The following is a 25,080-nucleotide window of genomic DNA, read 5'->3' as shown; positions in this document are numbered from 1 at the left end:
CCGTTTACTCGACGTCGGCCATGGTCTTGCCGACATCGGCGAGCGTCAGCGGCTCGCCGTAGTTGCCGGTATAGCGGTAGGGCGGGGTGTTACACCGGAACAGGCCGTTGTCGGCGGCGAAATCCGGAGCCTTCCAGCCCTCCGGCGTGGCCTGCATGACATTGAAGCAGGTCGGCGGAGCATCCCGGTTCGACAGATCGTTCGGGCTGTGCAGCCCACCACCGGCCCACTCGGTTTCCTTCTGGGCGGCTGTCACCAGGCAGGTCCGGGTCAGTTCGGCACCGCAGCTGCTCGCGGCCTTCGCGAACAGCAGCCAGGCGGAGAAGGCGCGCACCGCCGGGAGGGTGATCACCGCGTCCGGCGCGTACTCCTCGTACAGATCCTGCAGTTGCTGCATCGCCGGGGACTGATCGGCCAGCTGCGGCGGCACCACCCCGCCCAGGTCGACCAGATTGTTCTGGAAACTCGCCGAGCGACCGAGCAGGTCGACATAGTCGGGTTTGAAGGCGTTGTTGTTCGGATCGATCCAGTCGAGCTTGTAGTCCATCGAGGTCAGCTTCTCCTCGAGCTTGGTCAGCGGCCCGTCCTCGCCGTACCAGACCAACCCGCGGACTCCGCTGTTCTTGATGGCCTGCGCGTAGGGCGTCCAGTCGGTCACCCCGCCCACCGGGTACAGCTCGTTGTAGATGACCTCGGCGCCCATCGCGTTCAGCGATTCGACGGCCTTGTCACCGAGGACCTTGGTGACCGGGGAGTCGCCGTTGATGATGCCGACCGCACCGGCCGATTGCGGATAGGCCTCTTTGGTCAGCCACTGCCGGAACGCGTTGTAGGGGTCGTAGTGGGCGTAGGTGCTGGGTGAGGGGATCACCTGCAGATCGGTGCCCAGGTTGGGCTGCTGCGAGACCTGCGCCGGGATATCGGGCAGGGTGCATTCGAGGCGTTCCTTCGTGCCGAGGCCGTCCAGCCCGGCACCACCGCCGACCAGCGCGAAATCGGTCCGGCAGGCCTCCACCATCTTCTGGCGGACCGCCATCACCTTGGAATCGTGGGTCTGCGTGGTGAGGGTGCGGCCGTTGATCCCGCCCGCGGCGTTGCACCACGAGGTGAACACCTTCGCGGCATCGATGAATTCGGGATTCTTCGAGTAGCCGACATCGGAGAAGACACCGATGGTGATCTCGGTGTCGGTGACGCCCTGGGTCGGTGAACCCGAGGCGTCCCCGTCCTGGCATACACCGGTGAGGTCACCGAAATCGGCGACCACCGAATCGGCTTCGGAGGCATTCTCCGTTTCGGTTCCGGTACGGCCCCCACAGCCGACGGTGGCGAGCAATGCCACGGCGATCAGGCCTGCGGCTATTCGCTTCGGTCTCACGACGGTCCTTTCTGCGCCGGCCCCATCGGCCGGCCGATCGTGATCGGGCGGTACGGATCCGCCCGCGCACCGAGCTCGCGGCGAAACTTCCCGGTCCGGCCGGGCCGTATCCGTAGCTCTCGGTGAATGAAAACTAGCTTCTCACTTATCGAGAATCAATATCCTGTTTTTCGGGCACCCCGGCCGCCACGACTCTTCGTCCAGGACAGACAAGCCACAACGTCCTCGCCCGCCCCACAGCACCCGCGACCTGTCCATAGACCTTCGCGTTGACTAACAGGCCGCCGCATGGAAACCTGTTATCCGAAAGCGAGAATACCATTCTCATCGAGAGGAGGCGCGATGCGTGTACCGCCGCTGCCCGCCGACGAGTGGGACGACGAAGTCGACGCCGCGCTCCGGGTGATGCTGCCGCGCCGGATGCGTAATCCGGAATCGGCGAGCAACGCCCTGTCGACACTGGTCCGGCATCCGGCGCTCACCGAGGCGTTCCTGACCCTGAACGTCCACCTGCTGTTCCGGTCGTCGCTGCCGGCCCGACTGCGTGAACTCGCGATCCTGCGGGTCGCGCACCGCCGTGACTGCGTCTACGAGTGGAACCACCACCGGGAAGCCGCCCTCGCCGAGGGGATCACCGAGTCCGAGATCGAGGCGGTCCGCCGGGGCGAGGCCACCGACGCGCTCGACGCGCTGATCCTGCGGGCGGTCGACGAACTCGACGAGAAATCGAATCTGTCCGATGCCACCTGGGACGCGCTGTGCGGGCAGCTCGACGAACACCAGCGGATGGACCTGATCTTCACCATCGGCACCTACAACACGCTCGCCGCAGCCTTCAACACCTTCGGCGTCCGATCCGAGTACGAGAGGTAATCCCTTGGCACACTTCAACAAACCGGCAGCGGGTAGCTGGACCGAGCATTACCCGGACCTGGGCACCGAACCGGTCGACTACAGCGATTCGATCGATCCCCAGTTCTACGAGGACGAGCGCAACGCCATCTTCAAGCGCACCTGGCTCAATGTCGGCCGGGTGGAGCGGCTGCCCCGCAAGGGCAGCTACTTCACCAAGGAACTTCCCTCCGCGGGTACCTCGCTGATCATCGTCCGCGGTAACGACGACCAGATCCACGCCTATCACAACGTCTGCCGCCACCGCGGCAACAAGCTGGTCTGGGACGATTTCCCCAACGAGGAGACCTCGGGCTTCTGCAAACAGTTCACCTGCAAGTACCACGCCTGGCGCTACAGCCTCGAGGGCGAGCTGACCTTCGTCCAGCAGGAGAAGGAATTCTTCGGCCTCGACCGCGCCGACTACGGCCTCAAGGATGTGCGTTGCGAGGTGTGGGAGGGCTTCGTCTTCGTCAACCTCGATCAGGACGCCGAGCCGCTGACCACCTTCCTCGGCCCGATGATCAAGGGCCTGGAGGGCTATCCCTTCCACGAGATGACCGAGGTCTTCAGTTACAAGGCCGAGGTCGGTAGCAACTGGAAGTTGTTCATCGACGCCTTCGCCGAGTTCTATCACGCGCCGATCCTGCATATGAAGCAGGCGGTCAAGGACGAAGCGGACAAGCTCGCCGGCTACGGATACGAGGCGCTGCACTACGACCTCCAGCCGCCTCATTCGATGATCTCGTCGTGGGGTGGAATGGCGCCGCCCAAGGATCTGAACATGGTCAAGCCGATCGAGCGCATCCTGCGCAGCGGTCTGTTCGGCCCGTGGGACCGGCCCGATATCGAGGGTCTGGACCCGTTGCCCGTGGGCATCAACCCCAGCGGCCACAAAGCCTGGGGCGTGGACGAATTCGAGATCTGGCCCAACTTCTCACTGCTGTTCTGGGCACCGGGCTGGTATCTCACCTACCACTACTGGCCGACCGCGGTGAACAAGCACATCTTCGAAGCCGATCTGTACTTCGTGCCCGCGAAAAATGCCCGGGAACGCCTGGCCCAGGAACTGGCCGGGGTGACCTTCAAGGAATACGCGTTGCAGGACGCCAACACCCTCGAAGCCACCCAGACGATGATCGCGACCCGCACCGTCACCGATTTCCCGCTCAACGACCAGGAGATCCTGCTGCGCCACCTGCACAAGACCGCCCAGAAGAAAGTCGAGGAGTACCGCAATGGCAACTGAGTCGAAACTGCCTGCCGAATTCGCCGATCTGGCCCGGTTCGAGGACTGGATCCTGCCCACCGAACCCGAGCGCTACGCCAAACGGCTTGCCTCCACGATGCCGGAGATGCAGGATTTCTACGACGCGGGTATGGCGCGGCTCGAGGATGCCATCGCCTACTGCGACCGGTTCGACCTCGACGATCTGCCCGACGATGCCCGCAATCTGTTCCATCTGATGCAGTCGCTGGTGATGGCCTCGTTCCCGGTCGAGGTCTGGAAGCAGCCACGGGTACCCGACAGCGGCGCGGCCTACCTCGATATCGTGCGGGAGCCGGTGGTGTGACCGTGCTGACGCTGCGAGCCGCCGGGCTGCTCGACATGGACACCGGCGAGATCATCCGGCCCGGCATCCTGCGCGTCGAGGGTGATCGGATCGTCGGGGTCGGGGGCGTAGGCGCCGGGGCGGTGATGGGTGAACCCGAGGGCGAGATCGTCGATCTGGGCGATCTCGTCCTGCTGCCGGGGTTGATGGATATGGAGGTCAACCTCCTGATGGGCGGTAGGGGCGAGACCGGCCTCGCCTCCTCGGTCCAGGACGATCCGCCACTGCGCATGTTGCGCGCGGTGGGCAATGCCCGGCGCACCCTGCGCGCCGGGTTCACCACGGTGCGCAACCTCGGTCTCTTCGTCAAGACCGGCGGTTACCTCCTGGACGTGGCGCTCGGCAAGGCCATCGACGCGGGCTGGATCGACGGCCCGCGCATCGTGCCCGCCGGGCATGCCATCACCCCGACCGGCGGGCATCTGGATCCCACGATGTTCTCCGCCTTCGCACCCGATGTGCTGAAGCTGACCCTGGAGGAGGGTATCGCCAACGGTGTCGACGAAGTGCGCAAAGCGGTCCGATACCAGATCAAGCACGGCGCTCAGCTGATCAAGGTCTGCGTTTCCGGCGGGGTGATGTCGCTGACCGGTGCCCCCGGCGCACAACACTATTCGACCGAGGAACTGCGGGCGATCGTGGACGAGGCGCACCGGCGCGGCCTGCGCGTGGCCGCCCACACCCACGGGGCGGAGGCGGTGAAGGAGGCGGTCGGAGCCGGTATCGACTGTATCGAGCACGGGTTCCTGGTCGACGACGAGGCGATCGACCTCATGGTTCGGTCCGGCACCTATCTGGTGCCGACCACCCGGTTGGCCGATGCCATGGATGTCTCCAAGGCTGCGCCCGAGTTACAGGCCAAGGCCGCCGAGATGTTTCCCAAGGCCCGTACTTCGGTGAAGGCAGCCTTCGACGCCGGGGTGAAGATCGCGGTCGGCACCGACGCGCCGGCCATACCGCACGGACGCAATGCCGATGAGTTGGTGGCGCTGGTCGAACGTGGTCTGGATCCGTTGTCGGTGCTGCGCGCGGCCACGGTTGTCGCGGCCGAGCTGATCCAGGTGAGCGATCGCGGCCGCCTGGCCGAGGGACTGCTGGCGGATGTGATCGGCGTGCCCGGCGATCCGCTGGCCGATATCACCGTCACCCAGCAGGTGCGGTTCGTGATGAAAGGCGGGAAGGTCTATGGCGGCAACAGATGACCTGATCGAGATCCAGCAACTGCTCGCGCGATACGCGGTGACCATCACCAAGGGCGATATCGACGGTCTCATCGGTGTGTTCACACCCGACGGCACCTACAGCGCGTTCGGCGACACCTACACCCTCGACGTGTTCCCCGAACTCGTGGGCGCCGCACCCAAGGGGCTGTTCCTCACCGGGACCCCGCTCATCGAACTGGACGGCGATACCGGGACCGGCACCCAGCCCCTGTGCTTCGTGGAGCATTCCAGCCACGATATGCGGATCGGCTACTACAGCGATACCTATCTGCGCACCGAGCAGGGCTGGCGGCTGCGGACCCGCGCGATGACCTTCATCCGGCGCAGCGGCATCCACGATTCCGGTATCCCGCACGCCTTCGACCGGCCGGCGGTATGAGCGAGTCAGGCCCGGAGGCGGAAGCGAAGCCTCACCACGCAGGGCCCTCGCCCATACCCATCGGACACAGCATGAGCGAGTCGGGCCCGGAGGCGGAAGCGAAGCCTCACCACGCAGGGCCCTCGCTCACACCCCATGGACACGGTATGAAGGTCGAGGAATTCCGTTCGGCGCTGCGTGCCTGGCTGGACGAGCACGACCTCACCCCCGGACCCGAGCCCGGTTTCGACGCGCAGGTCGCGCAGTTGGCCCGGGTCCGGCGGGCGCTCTACGACGGTGGCTGGATGCGCTACGGCTGGCCCGAGACCGTCGGCGGTCTCGGTGACGAACCGCTGCTGCGAGCGGTGCTCGGTGAAGAGGTCGCCACCCGCGGCCTCGCCGAACCCGGGATCTATTCCATGGTCGAGGTGCTCGCGCCCACCATGATCTCCTATGCCCGGCCGGTACTGGCAGCGCAGATGGTGCCCCGGCTGCTCGACGGCAGTGAGCAGTGGTGCCAGGGTTTCTCCGAACCGGGCTCCGGCTCGGATCTGGCCTCGCTGCGCACCCGCGCCGAACAGCGTGGATCGGACTGGGTGGTCGACGGCCAGAAGGTGTGGACCAGCCTGGCGCAGTTCGCCGCCCGCTGTGTCCTGCTCACCCGCACCGGCCCCGGCCACGACGGGATCACCGCGTTCTTCGTCGATATGGACACACCCGGGATCACAGTGCGACCGTTGCGCACCATGCACGGTGTCGACGAGTTCGCCGAGGTGTACTTCGACAATGTCGTGATCGGCGCCGATCGGATGCTCGGCCGCCCCGGCGACGGCTGGCGGGTCGCGATGGATCTGCTGCCCTATGAGCGGTCCACCTGCTTCTGGCACCGGATCGCCCATCTCTTCACCCGGCTGGACCGGGTGCTGGACCAGACCGCGGCCGGTGACGACGCCGATCTGGGCGCCGCCTATCTGGCGCTGCACACCGTGCGCTGCCGGTCCCGCGCCACCCAGCGGCGGCTGGCCGGCGGCGCCACACTCGGCCCGGACACCTCCATCGACAAGGTCCTGCTGGCGGGTGCCGAACAGCTACTGTTCGATACCGCCCGCGATCTGCTGCCCGGTGTCGTCGAGCTCGACGACACCGAATGGCGTTCGGAATTCCTGTACTCGCGGGCGGCCACCATCTACGGCGGCACGGCCGAGATCCAGCGCAATATCATCGCCCGCCGCCTGCTCGACCTGGGGAAGGAGTGAGCAGTGGATACCGACGAACAGATCCTGCTCACCGATACGCTCCGCAAGACGATGACCACGACCACCGGCGCCGCCCTGTATACGGCGCTGCGCGACCTCGGCTGGCACGACCTGCTCACCGGCCCCGCCGATACCGCAGAGGTCGCCGTACCCCTGGTGTTCCGGCTGCTCGGCGAAACCGGTGCGCACGCCCCGCTGCTCAACGACGTGATCGCACACGCCGCGGGCCGTCCCTTCGGCGAAGCCGTACCACTACCTTTCACCGGTGGCACCTGGGTGCGCTGGGACAGCGACGGCCCACCGGGAACGCCGGAACCGCTCGATGCGGACCTACCCCTACGACGCCTCGGCGACACCACCGAATTGCCCGTGGCCGCAGCGGAACTACCGATCGGCGCGGCACGCCGCGCACTCGGCTGGTGGCTGGTGGGGTCGGCGCGGGCCATGCTCGGCCTGGCTCGGACCCATGCCCTCGAACGGCATCAGTTCGGAAAGCCGGTGGCCGGGTTCCAGGCGATCCGGCACCGGCTGGCCGAATCACTGGTGGCCGTCGAAGGCGCGGAGGCCACACTCGCGGTCTCGCCCGGCGATGCCCATCACCCGGCTCATCCGGATCTGCACAGCCCGCGGCCCGAAGAGTCCGAGTCCCTCGGGGCGCTACTGGCCAAAGCCGCCGCGGGTCGCGCGGCACTGGTGACGGCCCGGAACTGTCAGCAGGTGCTGGGCGGAATCGGGTTCACGGCCGAACACGAATTCCACCGCCACTACAGGCGGGTACTGGTGCTCGACGGGTTGCTCGGCAGTGCCCGGGAACTCACCCGGGAGGCCGGCGCCACGCTCCGCGATCTGGGGTACGCACCGCGGCTCGCACATCTGTGAGACGCAAGCCGTCTCGCCCTGGTCGGCGCGCCAGGGCGGTGGCTCGGGGATCCGGCTCAACGACGCCCCCGACGAGGCGTTCCGGCAGCCGGGACAGAATCGGCTCAGGCGCAGGCCTGCGATACTCCCCCGGATATCGCGACCAGCCCGCACATGGTGGAGGCGGCTATCTTCCAACCGTCCGCCTCCCGGACCGCATGGCCGACTTGCCCGTTCACCACCGGATTTCCGGATATGTTGAGCGTGAAGCGCAATTCGGCCTTTCCGGGTTGGGCCAGCACTACCTCGGTGACATCCACTGTCGTGAGCGCGGTCCGGATATGATTCGCCATTCCCGCGATCTCGGTCTCGAATTCCGAACCGCGTTCTACCAGAGAAACACGGTCCGCGGTCGAGGTGGCGGGGGCGAAAAACGCCTCGTAGACGCCCATGATCGCGGCATTCGCGGCGGCCGGGGAATCCGCGACCGCGACGCCGGGGGCGGCTCCCGCTGCGGTAGCGGACTTTTCGGCCGAATTCTCCGCGGTGGGTAGAACATAACAGTTGTCGGGGCCGAAAAAATTACCGCAGCCGGTGGCCGCGGTCAGCGCGAGCGCGACCCCGCCCGCGGCAGCGATACGCGCTACCCGGTGTCTTCGTGACATCGATTCGTCTTTCTGCAGAGTGATGAAGCGCAGCTCCGGAAACAGGGTTACCGCAGATGCCGCGGCGAGCTTAGCCCGGGAAACCCTGAGGTAAGGGCGAATTCGGAGCATTTGAACGGAAAGAAATCCGGTAAACATCCCGCGCGCCGGCTCCTTACCGGCGCGACCGGGATCGCTACGCCATCCGGGCGGCAGCCGGACACCCCACAACACCTTCTCGGCTTCCCCACGACCCCCTCGACCGCTCTTCGATACACCCACATTCCGCCGGGGCCGTCGCGGGCCCGGGCGGCGTACCGATACTGCGCGATCGATACGCGACACCCGGGCCGGTGGAGCGCTCACCGCGCGGTATCACCGCGCGGGAACGGATGTTCCGGCGAAGGGAACAGTGTCCTCCGACAGGCGGTGATCAGCTACACGCCGGGTTAGGCTCACCACTGCCCTGGACCGCCAGCAGTGCGCAGAACGTCATCGCCGCGACCTTCCACTTGTCGCCCTCCTTCAGCGCCTGCCCCGACTGGTCCGGCAGCACCGGGTTCCCGCCGAGCAGCAGTGTGTAGGTGACATCCGCGGTCTTGTCGTCGACGAGTTCGACCGCGGAGACGGTCACACTGGTTCCGGAAGCCCGCGGGTCCGCGGCCATTCCCTCGAGCATCGGCGCGAAGGCATCCCCCTTCTCGACGAGACCGGCCCGTGTCGCCGCCGGCGCGGTGCCGTTGAAGAAGGTGACGAAGGCGTCGGTGATCTCCTTCTCGGTCTCCGGGGAGGCGGCGGCGGGCGCGGCCGAACTGGCGGCGGCCGGGGCCGAGGTGGCAGCGGCGGCATCGTCTTCGGAATCACCGCAGCCGATGACGGCCGTGGCGGTCAGAGCGATCAGGCCGAAAATTGCGGCGCTACGCCGGGTTCTGCTGGAACGCATGGCGGAAACCTTTCCGATGAACACTCGAATCGTTGTCCATCAGGGAAATTCGGAAACAGGGTTCCGGGTCGGCGTAATTCGGTTACGCTACCCGTGTCGAAGAATCCCTGATCGCCCGGTTCCATATCGGTGATCGCTATTCCGATATCGGGGGATCGATACCGCGGCGAACGGATCGATCCCCCGATCGGTAGATCTACTTGATGTTCGTTTTCATTTGTTCGAGGTCGACCAGAATCGGATATCCGCTCACACTCAGCGCGTTTCCGTGCCCGGTGGAATGAACATCGAAAACCGATTGCACCGCCGCGTAGAAGCCCTGCACGTCCAGTGTCTGGTTCACGGCCCGCTTCGCCTGACGCAACCCGAACGGCGGCATCTTCGCGATCCGGCCCGCCACCTCCGCGGTCTTCGCGGGCAACTCGTCCAGCGGCACCACCATGTTCACCATGCCGGTCTGTTCGGCTTCCTGCGCGGTGACCGCACGGCCGGTGAACAGGATCTCCTTGGCCTTACGCGGCCCGAGTTCCCACGTGTGCCCGTGATACTCGACGCCGCCGATCCCCATCATCACGACCGGATCGGAGAACAGCGCGTTATCCGCGGCGATGATGAGATCGCACGGCCAGCACAGCATCAGGCCACCCGCGATACACCGGCCCTGAACCGCCGCGATGGACGGTTTGGGGACATTGCGCCACCGCAATGTGTATTCCAGGTACCGTCGGCTCTCGGTCTGGTAGATCCAGTCGAGTGTGATCTTCTCCGGCTCGGGCCAGCTGTCGTCCTTCAGATCGTGGCCGGCCGAGAAATGCTTACCGGCGGCGTTCAGGACGATGACCACGACCTCGTCATCGGTGGCCGCCCGGGTCCAGGCAGCGTCGAGTTCGTCCAGCAGTGCCGAATTCTGCGCATTGGCGGCCTCGGGCCGGTTCAGCGTTATCGTCGCGATCTTGTCGGCGACCTCGTAGTCGATATACGACAAAACAGTGCTCCTCGGTTCCGGGGTACACCGGGTACGAACCCGGCACTCGATTTCCGTTTGCTGCGCCGCCCGCGGCACCGGTTCTCCCGGCCACCGCGGGGACGCGATCCCATGGTGTCGCCGATCACCGCGCGGTGGCGAGGTATTCCGCGGCGACCACCGCGCGATGCCGCGCCGCGCCGCCGAACAGCAGTTCACCGGCCTTGGCCCGTTTGATCGCGAATTGCAGATCGTTCTCCCAGGTGAACCCCATGGCCCCGAACAACTGCACCCCGTGACGGAACACGGTCGACTGGCATTCACCCGCCGCGGCTTTCGCCATCGCGGCCGCCAGTTTTCGCCGCGGATCATCCTCGGCCAAGCACAGTGCCGCGAAATATCCCAGTGCCCGGGCCCGTTCGATGGCCAGATGCATATCGGTCGCCTTGTGCTGCACCGCCTGGAAGGCGCCGATCGGGGAATCGAATTGGCGCCGGGTCCGCACATGCTCGAGCACCAGATCGAGGACCCGCTGGCAGGCGCCCACCGTCGTCAGCGCCAGACCGGTCAGCGCCAGCTGGCGGGCGCGTTCGGGATCCGCGGCCGTACGGTCACCGTCGGTGACCCGCACCGCGCCGAAGGTGACCTCGGCCAGGTGCAGCACCGGATCGAAGGCGTCGGTCCGCCGGGCGGTGACCGCGTGCGCGGGGACCACGAACACACCGGCTTCGGTGACCACGGCCAGGCGATCGCACCGGTCCCCGTCGAGCACCGGCACGGCGCTGCCGTTCAGCAGCCACCCGTCCCCGTCGCGGGTCGCGGTGACTCCCTCGAACACCGCGGCCCCGGTTCCGTCGGCGGTCACCGAATCCCCGGCGAGCGGCGCGAACTGGGTCATGGTGGCAAGATAGGGTGTCGGGTCGGTCGCCCGGCCCAAGCCTTCGAGGACGATACCGAGTTCCACGGTCGCGTCCGGTTCGACGAGTTCGGTCCAGCCGAGTTCGATATAGGTCTTCCAGAGCCGGCCCGGATCCGCACCGGCGTCGACGATCTCCCGGATCACCGCGGGCGGGCACTCCTTGACGGTGACTTCCCGGACCGTATCGCGCAACAGCCGTTGATCGGCATCGAACTCGAAGAGCATCCGGACTGCCTCCTGTGGCGGGGTTGCGTTACGTTCAGGAGAATAGCATTCTCTTGAGATGAAATTAATAGTCTCCCCAATGGAGCGAACATGGGACGTGCCTGCCCAGACATGGGACGTTCTCCGGTACAGTGCACTCATGTTCTCCACAGATGGGATCGATGGGATCGGACGGGCCGCCCGGTGACCAGCCCGAGCGAAGAACCGGCCTGGAAGCAGCGCGCCGTCGAGCGCTCGATCCGCACCGCGAAACTACGCGCCGAACAGCGGGTCCAGCGCTTCCTCGATGCCGCCCAGGCGATCATCACCGAGAAGGGCACCACCGATTTCACGGTCCAGGAGGTCGTGGACCGGTCGAAACAGTCGCTGCGCAGCTTCTACCTGCAGTTCGACGGTAAGCACGAACTACTGCTGGCCCTGTTCGAGGATGCCCTGAGCCGCACCTCCGAACAGATCCGCGCGGCCGCGGCAGGTAAGGACGACGCCCTGGAACGGCTGCAGCTGGCCGTGGAACTCCTCTACGAGCTGTGCCGCCCGGATCCGACCGCGCAGCGCCCGCTGTTCACCGATTTCGCACCGCAGCTGCTGGTCAGCCATCCGGCGCAGGTGAAGGTCGCGCACACTCCGCTGCTGGCATTGTTCACCGAACTGATGGTCGATGCCGACAAAGCCGGACTGCTGCGCACCGAGGTCAATCCGCGGCGGATGGCCGCCATGGTGATGCAGACGGTCATGTTCACCGCGCAGTCCAACGGCGGGATCGACGACGAGACCGCGTATCCGATCTCGGCCGAGGAGATCTGGGAATTCTGCGCTCGGGGTTTCGCGCACGCCGATTAGGCGAGAATAACGTTCTCCAAATCCGAGAAACAGGATTACACTCACTGTATGCCCGATCTCTGGACCGACCTTCTCGCGTGCATGGACCTCCGCCTGCGGCCCACCGCACCGCAGACCGGTGACGACGACGCGCCCGCCCCCGATCCGCAGGCCACGCTGTCGGTATTCGAAGGCCCCAATCAGCAGCTGGAGTACCACCGGCTCTTCGGCGGCCAGTTGCTGGCGCAGTTCCTGCGCGCCGCCGTTTTCGCCTGCCCGGACAAGACGGTCAAATCCGTGCACGTGATCTTCGCACGCGAAGGTAAGAGCGATGCCCCGGTGTACTACGTGGTGCAACCACAACACCGCGGCCGCTCCTTCGCGACCCTCACCGTCGTCGCGCGGCAGAAGGGCGATGTGATCGCCACGGCGCTGGTTTCCATGACCGCGATGGAAGAGGGCCGGGAGAGCCAAGAGGTCGCGGCGCCGGGCCCGCTGCCCGGACCCGAACACCGGATCGAGATCGGCCTCATCCCGTGGGAGACCCGGTCGCTCACCGATCTGAGCGATCAATCGGTGGGACCGGCCGAATACGACCTGTGGATGCGGACTCCGGAGGTCGGCACCGAACTCGCGCCGGGCCTGCTGGCCTACGCGACCGATCTGAACGTGATCGGCACGGTGCTGCGCCAGATCGACGGGTTCGAGCACAGCGGCAACGGCACCGAATTCACCTCGGCCACCACCTCGCACACGCTCTGGTTCCACCGTCCGTTCCGCAGCGACGACTGGCTGCTGCTGCGGCACCACGGCACGGTACTGGCCCACGGGCGCGCCTACGGGCGCGGTGACGTCCTCACCACCGACGGCACCCTGGTGGCCTCTTTCGCTCAGGAAGCCCTGCTGCGTTTCCGCCCCTGACGTCCGGCCGTTACCGCACACCACGGACGGAGAGCCCGATGGAACCCAGTACCCCGACCTCCCCCGCCCACCGCGACTCCGGCGGTCCGTACCGAGTGGCCCAATGGGCCACCGGCACCATCGGCCGGCGGGCCCTGCGCGCGATCGTCGCACATCCGGAACTCGAACTGGCCGCACTGTATTCGCATTCGCCGGAAAAACACGGACTCGACGCCGCCGCACTCTGCGGACTGGACGCTCCGACCCGGGTCGAGGCGACCGGCGATATCGAACAGATCCTCACCCGACGGCCGGACTGCGTGCTCTACATGCCGCAGAACTGCGATATCGACGAGGTCTGCGCGATACTGGCCGGGGGCACGAATATCGTCACCACCTGCGGACTCTTCCACCACCCGCCCAGTATGGATCCCGATATCCGGATCCGGGTGGAGGCGGCCTGCGCGGTGGGCGCCACCTCGATCCACAGCACCGGCAGCAGTCCGGGATTCATCACCGAGGCGGTGCCGCTGGTGCTCACATCGATTCAGCGGCGACTGGATTCGCTGGCCATCGAGGAGTACGCCGATCTCTCTCAGCGGAATTCACCGGGGATCCTGTTCGATGTGATGGGGTTCGGCAGTCCTCCGGCCGATTTCGCGGGTGCGCGCCTCGACCATCTGCGCGACAGTTTCGGTCCGTCGCTGCGCCTGCTCGCCGACGGAATCGGCCTGCCCCTCGACGACGTCACCGCGGCCGGTGAGGTCGCGACCGCGGAGCACACCTTCGAAATCGCCGCCGGCACAATCGAAAAGGACACAGTGGCCGCCCAGCGCATCACGATCTCCGGTCTGCGCGACGGGCATACCGTCGTGTCCTTCCGGGCCGTCTGGCACTGTGGCACCGGCGCCGGAACCGGCTGGGAGATCCGCCCGACCGGCTGGCATCTGTCGGTGCGCGGGGACGCGCCGCTCGAGATCGATATGGTGTTCCCCTTCCCGCTCGAGGAAATGGCCGAACGCTCCCCGTCCTATACCGCCAACCGCGCTGTCAACGCCGTCGCCCATGTCTGTGCGGCGCCGCCTGGGATCCGCACGGTACTGGACCTGCCGGCGATCAACGCGAATCTGGGACGACCATGAACGACCACGAAGCGCTCCGTGCGCTCAAAGCCCGCTATTTCCGTTTGATGGACACCAAGGACTGGGCCGGATTCCGCGTACTGTTCTGCGACGACGTCGTGATCGACCTGTCCGAGTCGGGCGGCGAGGTGATCACCGGAGCGGATACGTTCCTCACTTTTCTCACCGCCCGGATCGGCGACGCGCTGACGATCCATCACGGGCACTCCCCCGAGATCGAGGTGCTGAGCGAGACCACGGCACAGGGTATCTGGGCCTTGGAGGACCGGCTGACCTGGCCGGACGGTACACGCGTGCACGGGTTCGGGCACTACCACGAAACCTATGCCAAGATCGACGGCGACTGGCGTATCCGGACCCAGCGGCTGACCCGCCTACACACGGACTACCGGCCGGCGAGCGCCTGATCCGAGGTAACGGGCCGAAGCTCTCGTCTAGCGTCGAGGTGCCGCCGCGCCGCTGGTCGGGTTTCCGCTGCGCGGGTCGCCGGGGCGAAGACCGGCCACCGCGCGCCGCAACCAGATCTCGGCTTCGTCCGCTTTCCCGCTCGCTTTCAGAAGGCGCGCAATGCTGTACATCGCCTGGTGGTTACCGCCGCTGACAGCACGCCGTAACCAAGTTTCGGCTTCTTCCGCCCTGCCCCCGCGCTCCAGCAGTTCCGCGAGCCGGAATACGGCCCCGGCATGGCCGGCTTCGGCAGCCCGCCGCAACCAGGTTGCGGCTTCTTCGGCTGCCCGGCGCCTCCGTTCCAGAGCTCCAGCGAGCCGGTATATCTCGCCGGTGTCCTTCCGTTCCAGAAGGCGGGCGAGCAGATACATACTTTCGGCGTCCCCGGCGACGGCGGCCCGCCGATACCATTCCTCCGCTGCGTCGGCCTCACCCCGTGCGGTCATTATCTCCGCGAGGTTGAACATCGCGTCGGTTTCCCCAGCGACAGCAGCCCGCCGATACCATTCCTCGGCTCCGACGATGTCACACCGTCGATCGAGCACGACCGCGAGCGCGAACATCGCCCCCGGGTGACCGAAGGCAGCAGCCCGGCGGAACCAGACCTCCGCCCCGCCGGCCTCATTTCGTCCTTCCAGCATGAGCGCGAGATTGAACATCGCCCCGAGGTAACCGCTGTCGGCGGCCCTTCGGTACCACGTCTCGGCCGCACCGGCCTCACCCCTTGTCTCCAGCAGGACGGCGAGGTTGTTCATCGCCCTCGGGTGACCGGCGGCGGCAGCGCGGCGGTACCAGGCTTCGGCCGCACCGGTCTCGTTTCTTTCCTCCAGCAGGACCGCGAGGTTGTTCATCGCCGGGCGGTAGCCGCCGGCGGCAGCCCGGCGGTACCAGAACTCGGCCTCGGTGATCTCACCTCTGTTCTCCAGCAGTATCGCGAGGTAGTTCATCCCCGCGACGGCGCCGGCCTCGGCGGCGCGGCGGGCCGAGGTTTCGGCGTCGACCGCCCGGCCCTGGTCGCCCAACAGCATCGCGAGGTCTACCATCGCGGCCCGGTCGCCCGCGTCGGCTGCCCGACGGTGGCGTTCTTCTGCGGTCACGGCATCGAACGAAGGGGAATCGTCGGCGATGTCGGCCGCTGCCGGCAACGGCGGACTCGACGAGCCCCACAGCGAATCATCGCGAGAGATCGCGTCGGGCCGAGCGATATCGTCTCGCGGTTCGCCGGTTGTGCGAATCGTCAACTGTCTGTTCGACTCGGACATAGGTCCATGCTGCCGGAGCACTACGACAGACAACATCGGGCGTCGGCCAAAAGAACCGGTATCGGCGCTCCCGTCGCGGGACTCGGGCACAGCTTCAAACCGCATCGAACGAGCAGAGCAGAAGAATCAGCGGGTCTCGGGTTCGACGAGCCGGTCACTCGGCGGCGAAGCCGGATACGCCGATCCCGGATCATTCGGGCGCATCAGATGGTCGACGGCGGTATAGGGGTCGCACTCTCCCGCCCCCACCGCGTCGGCGAGAGCACCGAGGCCGGGATGGATGCGCAGCCTGCTGTAGGCCAATGACAGGATCTGCGCCCTCGCCCTCGCGGCACGGCGCTGCGCGGTATCGGCGCGATGGTGGGCGTCGACGGCGGCGACCAGTTCGCGGATACCGGTGCCGTTCGCCGCGACAGCCGTGAGAATCGGGACATCGGATTCGGCGCGCAGTTCGCGAACCGTCTGCTCGGCCCCGTCCCGGTCGGCCTTGTTCACAACCAGTATGTCGGCCACCTCGAGCAGTCCCGCCTTCGCGGCCTGAACAGCGTCCCCGGCGCCCGGGGTGAGAACCACGACGGTGGGGTCCGCCACGGCAGCGATCTCGATCTCGGACTGACCCACCCCTACCGATTCGATGACGACAAGGTCGTAGGACAGGAAGGCAAGGAGCCGGATCGCCGCGGGTACTGCGGCCGACAGGCCGCCCAGATGCCCGCGGGTGGCCATCGACCGAATGAGCACCTGCGGGTCGTCGATATGGGCGGCCATCCGGATGCGGTCGCCGAGCAGCGCGCCACCGCTGTAGGGCGAGGACGGGTCCACCGCCAGAACCGCGACCCGCAGACCCTGTGCGCGATAGGTACTCACCACCGCCGCGATGGTGGTGGACTTACCCGCTCCCGGTGGCCCGGTGAAACCGACGACCCGGATAGCGGCGGGTTCCAGCAGCCGCAGCACCGCGTCGCGCCCCGGTCCCTCGATCAGGGTGAGCAACCGGCCCGCCGCGCGCACCGAACCGGTGCGCGCGGCGGCGATCAGTTCCGCCGGGGACCTGCCCCCGGCGGCACCGTTGTCGTTCACGGCGCGGCGACCTCGAGTACCGTCGCCGAACCCATACCCCCGCCCGCGCACATGGCCACGATCGCCAGACCACCGCCGCGACGGCGCAATTCGTGGATCGTGGTCACGATCATGCGCGCCCCGGTGGCCGCTACCGGATGCCCCAGCGAGCAGCCGCTACCGTTCACGTTCACCAGATCCGGGTCCAGGTCCAGGGCCCGCACGGCCGCGATCGGCACCGAGGCGAACGCCTCGTTGATCTCGAACAGTTTCACCTCACCGAGCGAGATTCCCGCTTTGCGGGCGGCCTTGGTGATGGCCTCGATAGGCGCGAGTCCGGTGTCGGCGGGATCGACACCCACCGAGGCCCAGGACCGGATCGTGGCCAGCGCGGGCAGCCCCAGTTCATCGCTGGCGACGGTGAGCAGGGCGGCACCGTCGTTGGCGCCGGCTGCATTGCCCGCGGTGATCGAGAACCCGTCGATCTCGGGGTGCAGGACCTTCAGCGAGGCGAGTTTCTCCAGGGTGGTAGTCCGACGCGGATGCTCGTCGACCGCGAACTGCCCGAACGGTGTATCGATCGGGACCACCTCGTCGCCGAAGCGGCCCTCGTCGATCGCGGAGATCGCGTTGCGATGCGAGCGCAGCGCCCAGGCGTCGAGCTCCTCGCGGGAGATCCCGGATTTCACCGCCGCGTTCCAGCCCACGGTGATCGACATGTCCAGGTTCGGCGCATCCGGCCGATCCGGATGCGAGGGCGAGGTCCAGGGGTCGGCCCATTCTTCGGGTCCCACCCGGAACCGGGATTTGGGCGCGGTGGAGTCGGCATTGACCCCGCCGGCGAGCACCAACCGGTCCATACCGGCCCGGATACCGGCCGCGGCGGTCTGCACCGCCGCCATACCGGCCGCGCAGTGACGGTTGTGCGCCAGGCCGGGCACCCCGGTCAGGCCCGCGGTGACCGCCGCATGCCGGGCGATCACACCACCGCCGTAGCGGCCTTCACCGAGGACCAGATCGTCGATGGGCGCGTCGGTCTCGAGCTGTTTGGTCGTCGCCTCGACCACGTGATGGGCCAGGTCGAAGGCGGTGGTTTCGCGCAGCGTGCCCTTGACGGCGGTTCCGATCGGGGTGCGCAGCGCGGATACGATCACGGCTTCAGGCATCAGTTCTCTCCAGTTTCCCCCACGTCGACGATCTTGCCGATATACATGAGAATAGTATTCTCTCAATCTGAGAGCGATAATCGCAAGAGAGGTGAGCGCCATGCAGATCGAGGGAAGTTCGGCGATTGTCGTCGGCGGTACGGGCGGACTGGGCGAGGCGACGGTCCGGCGGCTGCACGCCGCCGGAGCCAAAGTGGTGGTGGCCGACGTCGCCGACGACAAGGGCAAGGAGTTGTCCGACGAACTCGGTATCCGCTACGTGCATACCGACGCCACCAGCGAGGAATCGGTACAGGCCGCCGTCGAGGAGGCGAAATCCTTGGGCCCGCTGCGTATCTCGGTCGACACGCACGGTGGCCCCGCGGCCGGCGGCCGGCTGGTGGGCAAGGACGGCAGCCCGCTCGCACTGGACGGATTCCGCACCACCATCGAGTTCTATCTGATCGCCGTATTCAACGTGATGCGGCTGTCCGCGGCGGCCATCGCCGAATCCGCGCCGACCGAGGAGGGGTCGCGCGGCGTGATCGTCAACACCGCGTCGGTCGCCGGATACGAGGGCCAGATCGGCCAGCTTCCCTATTCGGCGGCCAAGGGCGGCGTGATCGGGATGACCCTGGTGGCCGCCCGTGACCTGTCCCCCCTCGGTATCCGCGTGGTCACCATCGCACCGGGTACCTTCAACACCCCCGCCTACGGCAAGGCCGCCGACCAGCTCGAACAGTACTGGTCCCCGCAGATCCCGTTCCCGAAGCGGATGGGCCGCTCGCCGGAGTACGGGCAACTGGTCCAGTCGATCGTGGAGAACGACTACCTCAACGGCGAGGTCATCCGCCTCGACGGCGCCCTGCGATTCCCGCCGAAGTGAACGAACCCGCGGGCCCGGCCCAGGATGCCGGCGGCCGGTCCGAGACGGTCGAACCAGGGGCACCGTCCCCGGCGGGCCCCGCCCGCGCAACCGCGGGATCGCTCGCGGGGAGGGTCGTCTTCGTCGCCGGGGCCAGCCGGGGTATCGGTGCCGCCATCGCGGTGAACCTGGCCGAGCAGGGCGCGGCGGTCGCGGTAGCGGCACGTTCCGAGGACACCGGCCGGGTTCCGGGGACCATCCACGAAGTGGCCGCGCGGATACACGCCGCGGGCGGCCGGGCGCTGGCGGTGCCCTGCGATGTCACCGACGAGAAATCGGTCCGCGCCGCGATCGCTGCCACGGTCGCCGAATTCGGCGGAATCGACATCCTGGTCGCGAATGCGGGCGTGTTGTGGCTGGGACCGGTCGAAACCACCCCGCTCAAACGCTGGCAACTGTGCCTGGACGTGAACCTCACCGGGGTGTTCCTGGTGACCCGGGAAGTAATCCCGCACATCCGCGCCCGCGGCGGCGGTTCACTCGTCGCGATCACCACCACCGGGGTGGAGATGACCGACCGCGGATCCAACGCCTACTGGGTCTCCAAGGCCGCGGTCGAACGGCTCTACACCGGATTGGCGACCGATCTGCGGCCGGACAATATCGCGGTGAACTGCCTGAGCCCGTCACGGGTGGTACTCACCGAGGGCTGGCAGGCCGCGGGCGGCGGCGATATCCCGGCCGAGATGGTGGAACCACCGGAAACAATGGGCCGGGCCGCGGCTCTGCTCGCGTCGCAGGACGGCACCGGAATCACGGGGACCGTCCAACGCTCGGAAGCCCTTCTCGCCACAACATGATTCGGGTCCGCCGGAGGCGATGACGAAGAACAGGCCGAGCAGGATCTGCAGGGTCCACAGGACGCGGTTGCGGATTCTGCCGGGACGGTTGGTGGCATCGGCGGAGAAGTCGGCGGTGGTGTCGGCGATTCGCGGTATCCGCTCACCGTGCCGGAGCAGCAAGTAGCGGTCCGATGATCGATTCGGGCTCGAAACCCGCAGGCAAGTCGGATACTTGTCCGTCACCGACTTCTACTACCCGCCAGACACCATCCTCGCGCAACGCGAGATCGGTCGTGACAAAACGGGCGCCCAATTGCGCAACGCATGCGGCGACACGGTTCAACACCGGCAACGGATAGTCCTCGGGTGTATCGGGATGCGCTCCGACCAGCACCGGCTCACCGTCCAGCCACCACACCCTTGCTTCTGCGGCTCGCCGATCACCAGCGCCGAAGGATTCGAAAGTCCGTAACACGATGCCACCCGCGAGATAGTCTTCCTGCTCGGCGACGAACGCGGCCAAGGTTGCTGTGTCAGGCACCCGGCCGGGCGGTCCGGCCAGCCACCGACTGGCCGGCGTCACCGGCGCGAAAATTGCGTACCACCCGGGTAATTCGTGTGCTGCCCGATAGGCCGTAGCATCGGTCATCAGTAGTGTGCCGCGAGCCGTGAGAGTTTCGGCCAACGCCGAGTATGCAGGCGTAGGGATCATCCAGCCGCGATACCAGGCCGGGCCGCTGTCGCGGGGGACATTCCGAACCGCCGCCGCGACGTCGCCGGCCAACAGCAAGTCGTGGTCGATCAACCCGACGTCGGCACCGAGTTCGCGAGCGGTCGCAGTCTCGGCGGCGAAGTGGGGATCGGTGCGCCGTGGATGGAGCGGATCAGCGCACGAGAGAATGCTGGGCATCGCTACATGATCGTATGGCCCGCGGGTGCGGGAAACCGAAATCTACTCCGACCGGATCGGAGGTGAACGACTCCGGCTCTGCTGACCGACACGCCGATGTCCAGGACGAGCGGGTCCCGCAGGAACTCATGTGTCCGGCAGGTGCTCCCCTGGATGACGGGAAGACACACGAAGCGTTCCGCTCCGGATCGAGGCCTATTTGCCACCGGTGAGCTTGGCGATCGTCGCGTGGAAATCGTCGGTCTGAAAGGACTGGTATTCCGCGGTGGTGGCGTAGTCCAGGGTGGCCGCCACCGATTTCTCCAGCTGGATGTTCAGTACGCGCTTGGTCGCTTCCACAGCTTGGCGGGGCATCTCGGCGATCCGTTTCGCACAGGCCAGCGCCTCCGCCAGCGGGTCGGCCACCACGTGGTTGACCAGGCCCATCTCCCGGGCTCGTTCGGCGGGGATGCGGGCGCCGGTGAGCGCGTATTCCTTGGCCAGCAGCAGACTCGTGTGCAGCGGCCAGGTCAGCGGGCCGCCGTCGGCCGCCACCAATCCGACCTGGACGTGCGGGTCGGCGAGGTAGGCGGTTTCGGCGATATAGACGATATCGCTCAGCGAGACCAGGCTGCAGCCGAGACCGACGGCGGGACCGTTGACCGCGGCGACCACCGGAACCCGGCAGCGCGCCATCCCCAGCACGATATCGCGGCCGTGCGCGATGGTTTTCTCGCGTAGCACCGTATCGCGGCCCAATTCCGCCAGGTAGGTGAAATCGCCGCCGGCGGAGAACGCCTTACCGGCACCGGTGAGTACCGCGGCGCGGGCGTCGTGGTCCTCGGCGAGCCGGGGCCACAGCCGGGCCAGGCCGGTGTGCAGCGCGTCGTCCACGGCGTTGAGCGCATCCGGGCGGTTGAGAGTGATGATCCGCAGCGGACCATCGGCCCGGACATCGATCTCCGGTGGCATATCGTACATTTCAGGCTCCCAATCCGAGGATGCGCGCGGCGATGATGTTCTTCTGGATCTGCGATGTCCCGCCCATCACGCTTTGTGCGCGGCTGTAGAGGTAGGAGCCGAACATCTCCTGGTCACCGGTACCGGCCACGGCGAGCGCGGCATGCCCGACCGATTGATCGACCCAGGTCATGAGCAGTTTGTCGAGCGACCCCTGCGGACCGTGGGTCACGCCGTCCAATTGTTCGGACAGCCGCCGCCGCACGTGCAGTCGTAGCATCTCCGCCTGGACGGCCGCCCACGCGAGTTCGTCGGGCGCCCGCCCCTCGGCACGAGATGCCAGCTGGCGCACCAGCTTCCCGTAGCGTGCGGCGTATCCCAGTGTGGAGGGTTCGCGTTCGTGGCCGACCACGGTCATGGCGAGCTTCCAGCCTTCACCCGGCGCGCCCACCATCTGGTCCGCGGGTACCCGGGCACCGTCGAACAGCACCTGCCCGAATTCGGTGGTCACACCACTCATCATCTCCAGCGGGCGTTGTTCCACTCCAGGTTGCTTCATCGACAGCACGAAGGCCGAGATCCCCTTGTGCCGGGGCGCGACGGGGTCGGTACGCGCCAGCAGCAGGCACCAGTCGGCCACATCGGAGTAGCTCGTCCAGATCTTGTGCCCGCGTATGACGTATTCGTCGCCCTCACGGGTGGCCGTGGTGGTGAGCGAGGCCAGATCCGATCCGGCGCCCGGTTCACTGAAACCCTGGCACCAGCGCTGGCTTCCGTCGATCATGCCCGGCAGGAACCGGCGGCACAGTTCTGGACTCGCGTGGTGGCCCAGGCCTTGGATCAGGTACCCGAGACTCGGTCGCGGCGGGGCACCCGCGATCGCCAGCTCCTCGTCCAGGAGCACGTCGTAGACCGGTGGCAGTTCCTGACCGCCGTACGCCTTGGGCCAGGACAGTCCGAAGAATCCGGCCCGGTACAGCTCGGCATGCCATTCGCCCTGCCGGGCCCAGTACTCGTCGCCGGAGGTCGGGTATTTGCCCGCCACACCGGCGAGCCAGTCGCGCAGGCGCTCCCGGAACGCCGCTTCTTCCGGGGAATCACGAAAGTCCAAGACCGGCCTCCTCCAGGCGTACGGGGAACAGTTCGGTGGATACCAGTGCCCGCCGCAGATACACATGGGCCAGGCATTCCCAGGTGTTGCCGATTCCGCCGTGCACCTGGATCGCGGTTTCACAGACGGTGCGCGCGGCACGCGCGGCGTAGATCTTGGCGATCCGCGCCGCCCGCAGCGCTTCGGCGGGTTCGAGTTCGTCGACGGCCCAGGCGGCATGCCACAGCACACTGATCGAACCCTCGATCAGCGCTTCGCTCTCCGCCAGCAGGTGTCCGATCGACTGATAGGAGCCGATCGCCTGCCCGTACTGCGCACGAACTTTCGCGTACTCCACCGCGAGCCGCTGGGCGCCGCGCGCGGCACCGACCAGATCGGCGCAGGTGGCAGTGAATGCCAGCGCCAGCCAGCGATCCCGGTGCTCCGCGGAAATATCGCCGCAGTGCTCCCACGGGCCCGCGGCCGCGCCCGCGGCCCGGGTGAGATCCGCACCGGCGACCTCGTCGCCGACCGGCCCGGCGAACACACCGCTCCCCTCCAGCTTCAGCACCCGGTCGCAACCGGACGCGTCGATCGCCACGCCCGTATGCGCGACCGTCCACCGCGCGGTGTCTCCGTCGAGCCGGTCCCGCAGATCGTCGGCGAGGACCGGCCCCAGGAACGGGACGTCCACCAATCCGCGCGCGAACTCCTCCGCCACGAGGGCCACCTCCACGCCGGAGGCCCCGTCGGAGCGCAGTTCACGGAATCCGGTGCCCGATACCGCTTCCTCCAACCGGGTGCGACGCCGGGGGTCGGCCAGATCCAGCACCGAACCCGGGCCGAGTTCGTCGGCCAGTTTCGCGGCCGCGTCCCGCAGTTGCCGCTGTTCATTCGTCAGCCGGACGTCCATACTGCTCCTTCAGCACTCGCCGCAGCACCTTGCCGGACGGCAGGCGGGGTATCTCGTCCACGAACAGCACCCGGCGCAACCGCTTGTAGCCGGCCAGCCGCTCCTGAACCGTCGTCATCAGTTCCTCGGCCGTAACCGGCGCCGAGGTGGCGACGGCGGCCACGATCGCCTCACCGTTCGCGCCGTCGGGCACTCCGAATACCGCGCAGTCGGCGACCGCGTCGTGGCCGTGCAGCACCGTTTCGATCTCCGCCGGCGCCACCTGGAATCCGCGTACCTTGATCATTTCCTTGGACCGGTCGGTCAGGCGCAGCCAGCCGTCCGCATCCAGGTTCCCGACATCACCGGTGCGGTACCAGCCGTCGTCGAACGCGCCCGCGGTCGCCGAATCGGGCAGGTACCCGGCCATCACCGACTCGGCACGCAACTGGACCTCACCGTCCGCCCCCGGCGCCACCGGTTTCCCGTCGTCCAGCGACACCACCCGTACCTGCACACCGGGCACGGCCTTTCCCACCGAGTCCAGTCGCGGGGATTCGATCGGATTGCAAGCGATCACCGGGAGTTCGCTCGCTCCGTAGGCGGGCAACCACGTCGCGCCGGTCCGCCGGGTCACGGTTTCGGCCACGCTCGCAGTTACCGGGGTCGCGCCCCACATGATGTACCGCAACGACGACAGATCGAAGGACTCGAGACCGGGGTACTGCGCCATCGCCAGCGCGATCGGCGCGACCGCCATCTCGATGGTGATCTTGTCGGATTCGATGGTGCGCAGCACCCGTTCCAGATCGAACCGCTGATGCAGCCGGACCCGGGCCCCGCATTCCAGCGCGGTGACGATATTGAGGATGCCGAGGATATGTGAGGGTGGCGTCGCCACCTGGATCCGGTCGCCCGGCCCCAGCCGCAGCGCGTCGCGCCAGTGCCGCACCGCGACCGCGAACGAGGCGTGGGTGTGGCGCACCGCTTTCGGCATCCCGGTGGTGCCGGAGCTGAATACGAGTACCGCGTCGGCGCCGGGATCCGGCTCGGTGAAGGTCCGGGCGGCCGCTGGTATCGGGTCGTCCAGCGAGATCATGTCCATGAGCTCGGCCAGCACCGGATGATCGCCGAGCGCGTGCCGCGCGCCGGTGATTTCGAGCGCGTGCGCGACCTCGGCACGTTTCCAGGCCGGACTGAGCAGCACGACCGCCGCACCCAACCGCCAGACGGCCAGCACCGCGGTCACGAATTCCGGCCGGTTGGACGACATCAGCGCCACCCGCTGCCCGGACTCGACCCCGCGGCGCGCGAGTACCTCGGCCAGGCCGTCCGCCGCCGTGTCCAGCTCGGCGCGGGTGTACTCGCGGTCTCCGAAGGCGAGCACTGTGGGACCTGTCATCTGCGTCCCCCGATCCGGTAGCACTTCATGCCGTTTCCTATCCGAATTTGAGAATATCATTCTCGCTTGGATAGAATCTTAATACCAGAGGGAG

26 protein-coding genes are annotated in these 25,080 nt (G+C 67.1%); 13 read left to right on the top strand and 13 right to left on the bottom strand.

The genetic code is table 11. The features are described 5' to 3' along the window. Positions 1 to 4: 4 nt before the first annotated feature. Complete coding sequence (locus tag IEY68_RS17975) at positions 5 to 1,378, bottom strand: ABC transporter substrate-binding protein (protein WP_058853549.1); 1,374 nt, start codon at positions 1,376 to 1,378, stop codon at positions 5 to 7. 342 nt (positions 1,379 to 1,720) lie between these two features. Here IEY68_RS17975 and IEY68_RS17970 point away from each other — a divergent pair, with 342 nt between their 5' ends. From IEY68_RS17970 to IEY68_RS17940, 7 genes are all read left to right on the top strand, one after another. Beyond that, positions 1,721 to 2,251: a carboxymuconolactone decarboxylase family protein gene (locus tag IEY68_RS17970; RefSeq protein ID WP_058853548.1), complete on the top strand. Its 531-nt coding sequence runs from the start codon at positions 1,721 to 1,723 to the stop codon at positions 2,249 to 2,251. Between the two features lie 4 nt (positions 2,252 to 2,255). After that, positions 2,256 to 3,518 (top strand): aromatic ring-hydroxylating oxygenase subunit alpha, encoded by a 1,263-nt coding sequence (locus tag IEY68_RS17965; RefSeq protein ID WP_058853547.1) that lies wholly within the window; start codon positions 2,256 to 2,258, stop codon positions 3,516 to 3,518. Beyond that, positions 3,508 to 3,843: a hypothetical protein gene (locus IEY68_RS17960; RefSeq protein ID WP_058853546.1), complete on the top strand. Its 336-nt coding sequence runs from the start codon at positions 3,508 to 3,510 to the stop codon at positions 3,841 to 3,843. The genes IEY68_RS17965 and IEY68_RS17960 overlap by 11 nt, the downstream gene beginning before the upstream one ends. Positions 3,844 to 3,845: 2 nt before the next feature. Continuing rightward, complete coding sequence (locus IEY68_RS17955; RefSeq protein ID WP_058853753.1) at positions 3,846 to 5,084, top strand: metal-dependent hydrolase family protein; 1,239 nt, start codon at positions 3,846 to 3,848, stop codon at positions 5,082 to 5,084. Continuing rightward, complete coding sequence (locus IEY68_RS17950; RefSeq protein WP_062998642.1) at positions 5,068 to 5,484, top strand: nuclear transport factor 2 family protein; 417 nt, start codon at positions 5,068 to 5,070, stop codon at positions 5,482 to 5,484. The genes IEY68_RS17955 and IEY68_RS17950 overlap by 17 nt, the downstream gene beginning before the upstream one ends. 146 nt (positions 5,485 to 5,630) lie before the next feature. After that, positions 5,631 to 6,719, top strand: coding sequence for an acyl-CoA dehydrogenase family protein (locus IEY68_RS17945; RefSeq protein ID WP_058853545.1), 1,089 nt, complete (start codon positions 5,631 to 5,633; stop codon positions 6,717 to 6,719). Positions 6,720 to 6,722: 3 nt separating this feature from the next. Next, the gene (locus tag IEY68_RS17940) at positions 6,723 to 7,598 is read left to right on the top strand and encodes an acyl-CoA dehydrogenase family protein (protein WP_058853544.1); all 876 of its coding nucleotides are present in this window, start codon (positions 6,723 to 6,725) and stop codon (positions 7,596 to 7,598) included. A 104-nt stretch (positions 7,599 to 7,702) separates the two neighbouring features. Here the strand turns inward: IEY68_RS17940 and IEY68_RS17935 are convergent, their stop codons facing one another. The 4 genes from IEY68_RS17935 to IEY68_RS17920 all read right to left on the bottom strand — a co-directional run bounded on the left by IEY68_RS17935 (position 7,703) and on the right by IEY68_RS17920 (position 11,272). Next, on the bottom strand, positions 7,703 to 8,242 hold the full coding sequence (locus IEY68_RS17935; protein ID WP_058853543.1) for an MTB12 C-terminal domain-containing protein: 540 nt from the start codon (positions 8,240 to 8,242) through the stop codon (positions 7,703 to 7,705). Between the two features lie 412 nt (positions 8,243 to 8,654). Then, positions 8,655 to 9,164 carry an MTB12 C-terminal domain-containing protein gene (locus IEY68_RS17930; RefSeq protein WP_058853751.1) on the bottom strand — a complete coding sequence of 170 codons (510 nt, stop codon included), beginning with the start codon at positions 9,162 to 9,164 and terminating at the stop codon, positions 8,655 to 8,657. Between the two features lie 196 nt (positions 9,165 to 9,360). Next, positions 9,361 to 10,149, bottom strand: coding sequence for an enoyl-CoA hydratase (locus tag IEY68_RS17925; RefSeq protein ID WP_058853542.1), 789 nt, complete (start codon positions 10,147 to 10,149; stop codon positions 9,361 to 9,363). A 124-nt stretch (positions 10,150 to 10,273) separates the two neighbouring features. After that, on the bottom strand, positions 10,274 to 11,272 hold the full coding sequence (locus IEY68_RS17920; protein ID WP_058853541.1) for an acyl-CoA dehydrogenase family protein: 999 nt from the start codon (positions 11,270 to 11,272) through the stop codon (positions 10,274 to 10,276). A gap of 183 nt (positions 11,273 to 11,455) precedes the next feature. Between IEY68_RS17920 and IEY68_RS17915 the strand changes: the two genes are divergently transcribed. The 4 genes from IEY68_RS17915 to IEY68_RS17900 are packed head-to-tail and all read left to right on the top strand — an operon-like array spanning position 11,456 to position 14,540. Next, on the top strand, positions 11,456 to 12,112 hold the full coding sequence (locus IEY68_RS17915; protein WP_058853540.1) for a TetR/AcrR family transcriptional regulator: 657 nt from the start codon (positions 11,456 to 11,458) through the stop codon (positions 12,110 to 12,112). A 48-nt stretch (positions 12,113 to 12,160) separates the two neighbouring features. After that, a complete protein-coding gene (locus tag IEY68_RS17910; protein ID WP_058853539.1) occupies positions 12,161 to 13,012 on the top strand; it encodes an acyl-CoA thioesterase in 852 nt (283 codons plus the stop codon). Positions 13,013 to 13,050: 38 nt separating this feature from the next. Further along, a complete protein-coding gene (locus IEY68_RS17905) occupies positions 13,051 to 14,133 on the top strand; it encodes an NAD(P)H-dependent amine dehydrogenase family protein (protein ID WP_058853538.1) in 1,083 nt (360 codons plus the stop codon). Beyond that, complete coding sequence (locus IEY68_RS17900) at positions 14,130 to 14,540, top strand: nuclear transport factor 2 family protein (RefSeq protein ID WP_058853537.1); 411 nt, start codon at positions 14,130 to 14,132, stop codon at positions 14,538 to 14,540. Before IEY68_RS17905 ends, IEY68_RS17900 begins: the two co-directional genes overlap by 4 nt. Before the next feature lie 27 nt (positions 14,541 to 14,567). Here IEY68_RS17900 and IEY68_RS17895 read toward each other — a convergent pair whose 3' ends face one another. From IEY68_RS17895 to IEY68_RS17885, 3 genes are all read right to left on the bottom strand, one after another. Beyond that, positions 14,568 to 15,842, bottom strand: a complete 1,275-nt coding sequence (locus IEY68_RS17895; RefSeq protein ID WP_062998644.1) for a tetratricopeptide repeat protein — start codon at positions 15,840 to 15,842, stop codon at positions 14,568 to 14,570. Positions 15,843 to 15,968: 126 nt separating this feature from the next. Then, positions 15,969 to 16,922, bottom strand: a complete 954-nt coding sequence (locus IEY68_RS17890; RefSeq protein WP_062998646.1) for an ArgK/MeaB family GTPase — start codon at positions 16,920 to 16,922, stop codon at positions 15,969 to 15,971. Further along, positions 16,919 to 18,067, bottom strand: a complete 1,149-nt coding sequence (locus tag IEY68_RS17885; protein WP_058853536.1) for a thiolase family protein — start codon at positions 18,065 to 18,067, stop codon at positions 16,919 to 16,921. Before IEY68_RS17885 ends, IEY68_RS17890 begins: the two co-directional genes overlap by 4 nt. Positions 18,068 to 18,167: 100 nt before the next feature. On the opposite strand from IEY68_RS17885, the gene IEY68_RS17880 reads away from it, so the two are divergent. Both IEY68_RS17880 and IEY68_RS17875 read left to right on the top strand, forming a co-directional pair. Then, positions 18,168 to 18,932, top strand: coding sequence for an SDR family NAD(P)-dependent oxidoreductase (locus IEY68_RS17880; protein WP_058853535.1), 765 nt, complete (start codon positions 18,168 to 18,170; stop codon positions 18,930 to 18,932). After that, the gene (locus IEY68_RS17875) at positions 18,929 to 19,771 is read left to right on the top strand and encodes an SDR family NAD(P)-dependent oxidoreductase (RefSeq protein WP_082681157.1); all 843 of its coding nucleotides are present in this window, start codon (positions 18,929 to 18,931) and stop codon (positions 19,769 to 19,771) included. Before IEY68_RS17880 ends, IEY68_RS17875 begins: the two co-directional genes overlap by 4 nt. 142 nt (positions 19,772 to 19,913) lie before the next feature. Here IEY68_RS17875 and IEY68_RS36300 read toward each other — a convergent pair whose 3' ends face one another. The 5 genes from IEY68_RS36300 to IEY68_RS17850 form a co-directional block, all read right to left on the bottom strand. Continuing rightward, entirely contained in the window at positions 19,914 to 20,402 is a 489-nt protein-coding gene (locus tag IEY68_RS36300) for an ATP-grasp domain-containing protein (protein ID WP_268241631.1), read from the bottom strand. A gap of 456 nt (positions 20,403 to 20,858) precedes the next feature. Further along, on the bottom strand, positions 20,859 to 21,623 hold the full coding sequence (locus IEY68_RS17865) for an enoyl-CoA hydratase/isomerase family protein (RefSeq protein WP_058853534.1): 765 nt from the start codon (positions 21,621 to 21,623) through the stop codon (positions 20,859 to 20,861). A 1-nt stretch (position 21,624) separates the two neighbouring features. Next, a complete protein-coding gene (locus IEY68_RS17860) occupies positions 21,625 to 22,713 on the bottom strand; it encodes an acyl-CoA dehydrogenase family protein (protein WP_062998650.1) in 1,089 nt (362 codons plus the stop codon). Continuing rightward, positions 22,700 to 23,605, bottom strand: coding sequence for an acyl-CoA dehydrogenase family protein (locus IEY68_RS17855; protein ID WP_058853533.1), 906 nt, complete (start codon positions 23,603 to 23,605; stop codon positions 22,700 to 22,702). Before IEY68_RS17855 ends, IEY68_RS17860 begins: the two co-directional genes overlap by 14 nt. Then, a complete protein-coding gene (locus IEY68_RS17850; protein ID WP_058853532.1) occupies positions 23,583 to 24,986 on the bottom strand; it encodes a class I adenylate-forming enzyme family protein in 1,404 nt (467 codons plus the stop codon). Before IEY68_RS17850 ends, IEY68_RS17855 begins: the two co-directional genes overlap by 23 nt. Positions 24,987 to 25,080 lie beyond the last annotated feature (94 nt).

The sequence above is a fragment of the Nocardia jinanensis genome (genome assembly GCF_014645735.1).
Taxonomy (GTDB): Bacteria; Actinomycetota; Actinomycetes; order Mycobacteriales; family Mycobacteriaceae; genus Nocardia; species Nocardia jinanensis.
This window is presented reverse-complemented; position numbering and strand designations above follow the sequence as displayed.

Bases quoted from the DNA above. Each gene is read 5' to 3' on its own strand.
- IEY68_RS17885 (WP_058853536.1), bottom strand. From the start codon at position 18,067: ATGCCTGAAGCCGTGATCGTATCCGCGCTGCGCACCCCGATCGGAACC.
- IEY68_RS17865 (WP_058853534.1), bottom strand. From the start codon at position 21,623: ATGTACGATATGCCACCGGAGATCGATGTCCGGGCCGATGGTCCGCTG.
- IEY68_RS17880 (WP_058853535.1), top strand. From the start codon at position 18,168: ATGCAGATCGAGGGAAGTTCGGCGATTGTCGTCGGCGGTACGGGCGGA.
- IEY68_RS17850 (WP_058853532.1), bottom strand. From the start codon at position 24,986: ATGACAGGTCCCACAGTGCTCGCCTTCGGAGACCGCGAGTACACCCGC.
- IEY68_RS17910 (WP_058853539.1), top strand. From the start codon at position 12,161: ATGCCCGATCTCTGGACCGACCTTCTCGCGTGCATGGACCTCCGCCTG.
- IEY68_RS17960 (WP_058853546.1), top strand. From the start codon at position 3,508: ATGGCAACTGAGTCGAAACTGCCTGCCGAATTCGCCGATCTGGCCCGG.
- IEY68_RS17950 (WP_062998642.1), top strand. From the start codon at position 5,068: ATGGCGGCAACAGATGACCTGATCGAGATCCAGCAACTGCTCGCGCGA.
- IEY68_RS17945 (WP_058853545.1), top strand. From the start codon at position 5,631: ATGAAGGTCGAGGAATTCCGTTCGGCGCTGCGTGCCTGGCTGGACGAG.
- IEY68_RS17930 (WP_058853751.1), bottom strand. From the start codon at position 9,164: ATGCGTTCCAGCAGAACCCGGCGTAGCGCCGCAATTTTCGGCCTGATC.
- IEY68_RS17900 (WP_058853537.1), top strand. From the start codon at position 14,130: ATGAACGACCACGAAGCGCTCCGTGCGCTCAAAGCCCGCTATTTCCGT.
- IEY68_RS17895 (WP_062998644.1), bottom strand. From the start codon at position 15,842: ATGTCCGAGTCGAACAGACAGTTGACGATTCGCACAACCGGCGAACCG.
- IEY68_RS17935 (WP_058853543.1), bottom strand. From the start codon at position 8,242: ATGTCACGAAGACACCGGGTAGCGCGTATCGCTGCCGCGGGCGGGGTC.
- IEY68_RS17920 (WP_058853541.1), bottom strand. From the start codon at position 11,272: ATGCTCTTCGAGTTCGATGCCGATCAACGGCTGTTGCGCGATACGGTC.
- IEY68_RS36300 (WP_268241631.1), bottom strand. From the start codon at position 20,402: ATGACCGATGCTACGGCCTATCGGGCAGCACACGAATTACCCGGGTGG.
- IEY68_RS17970 (WP_058853548.1), top strand. From the start codon at position 1,721: ATGCGTGTACCGCCGCTGCCCGCCGACGAGTGGGACGACGAAGTCGAC.
- IEY68_RS17905 (WP_058853538.1), top strand. From the start codon at position 13,051: ATGGAACCCAGTACCCCGACCTCCCCCGCCCACCGCGACTCCGGCGGT.
- IEY68_RS17855 (WP_058853533.1), bottom strand. From the start codon at position 23,605: ATGGACGTCCGGCTGACGAATGAACAGCGGCAACTGCGGGACGCGGCC.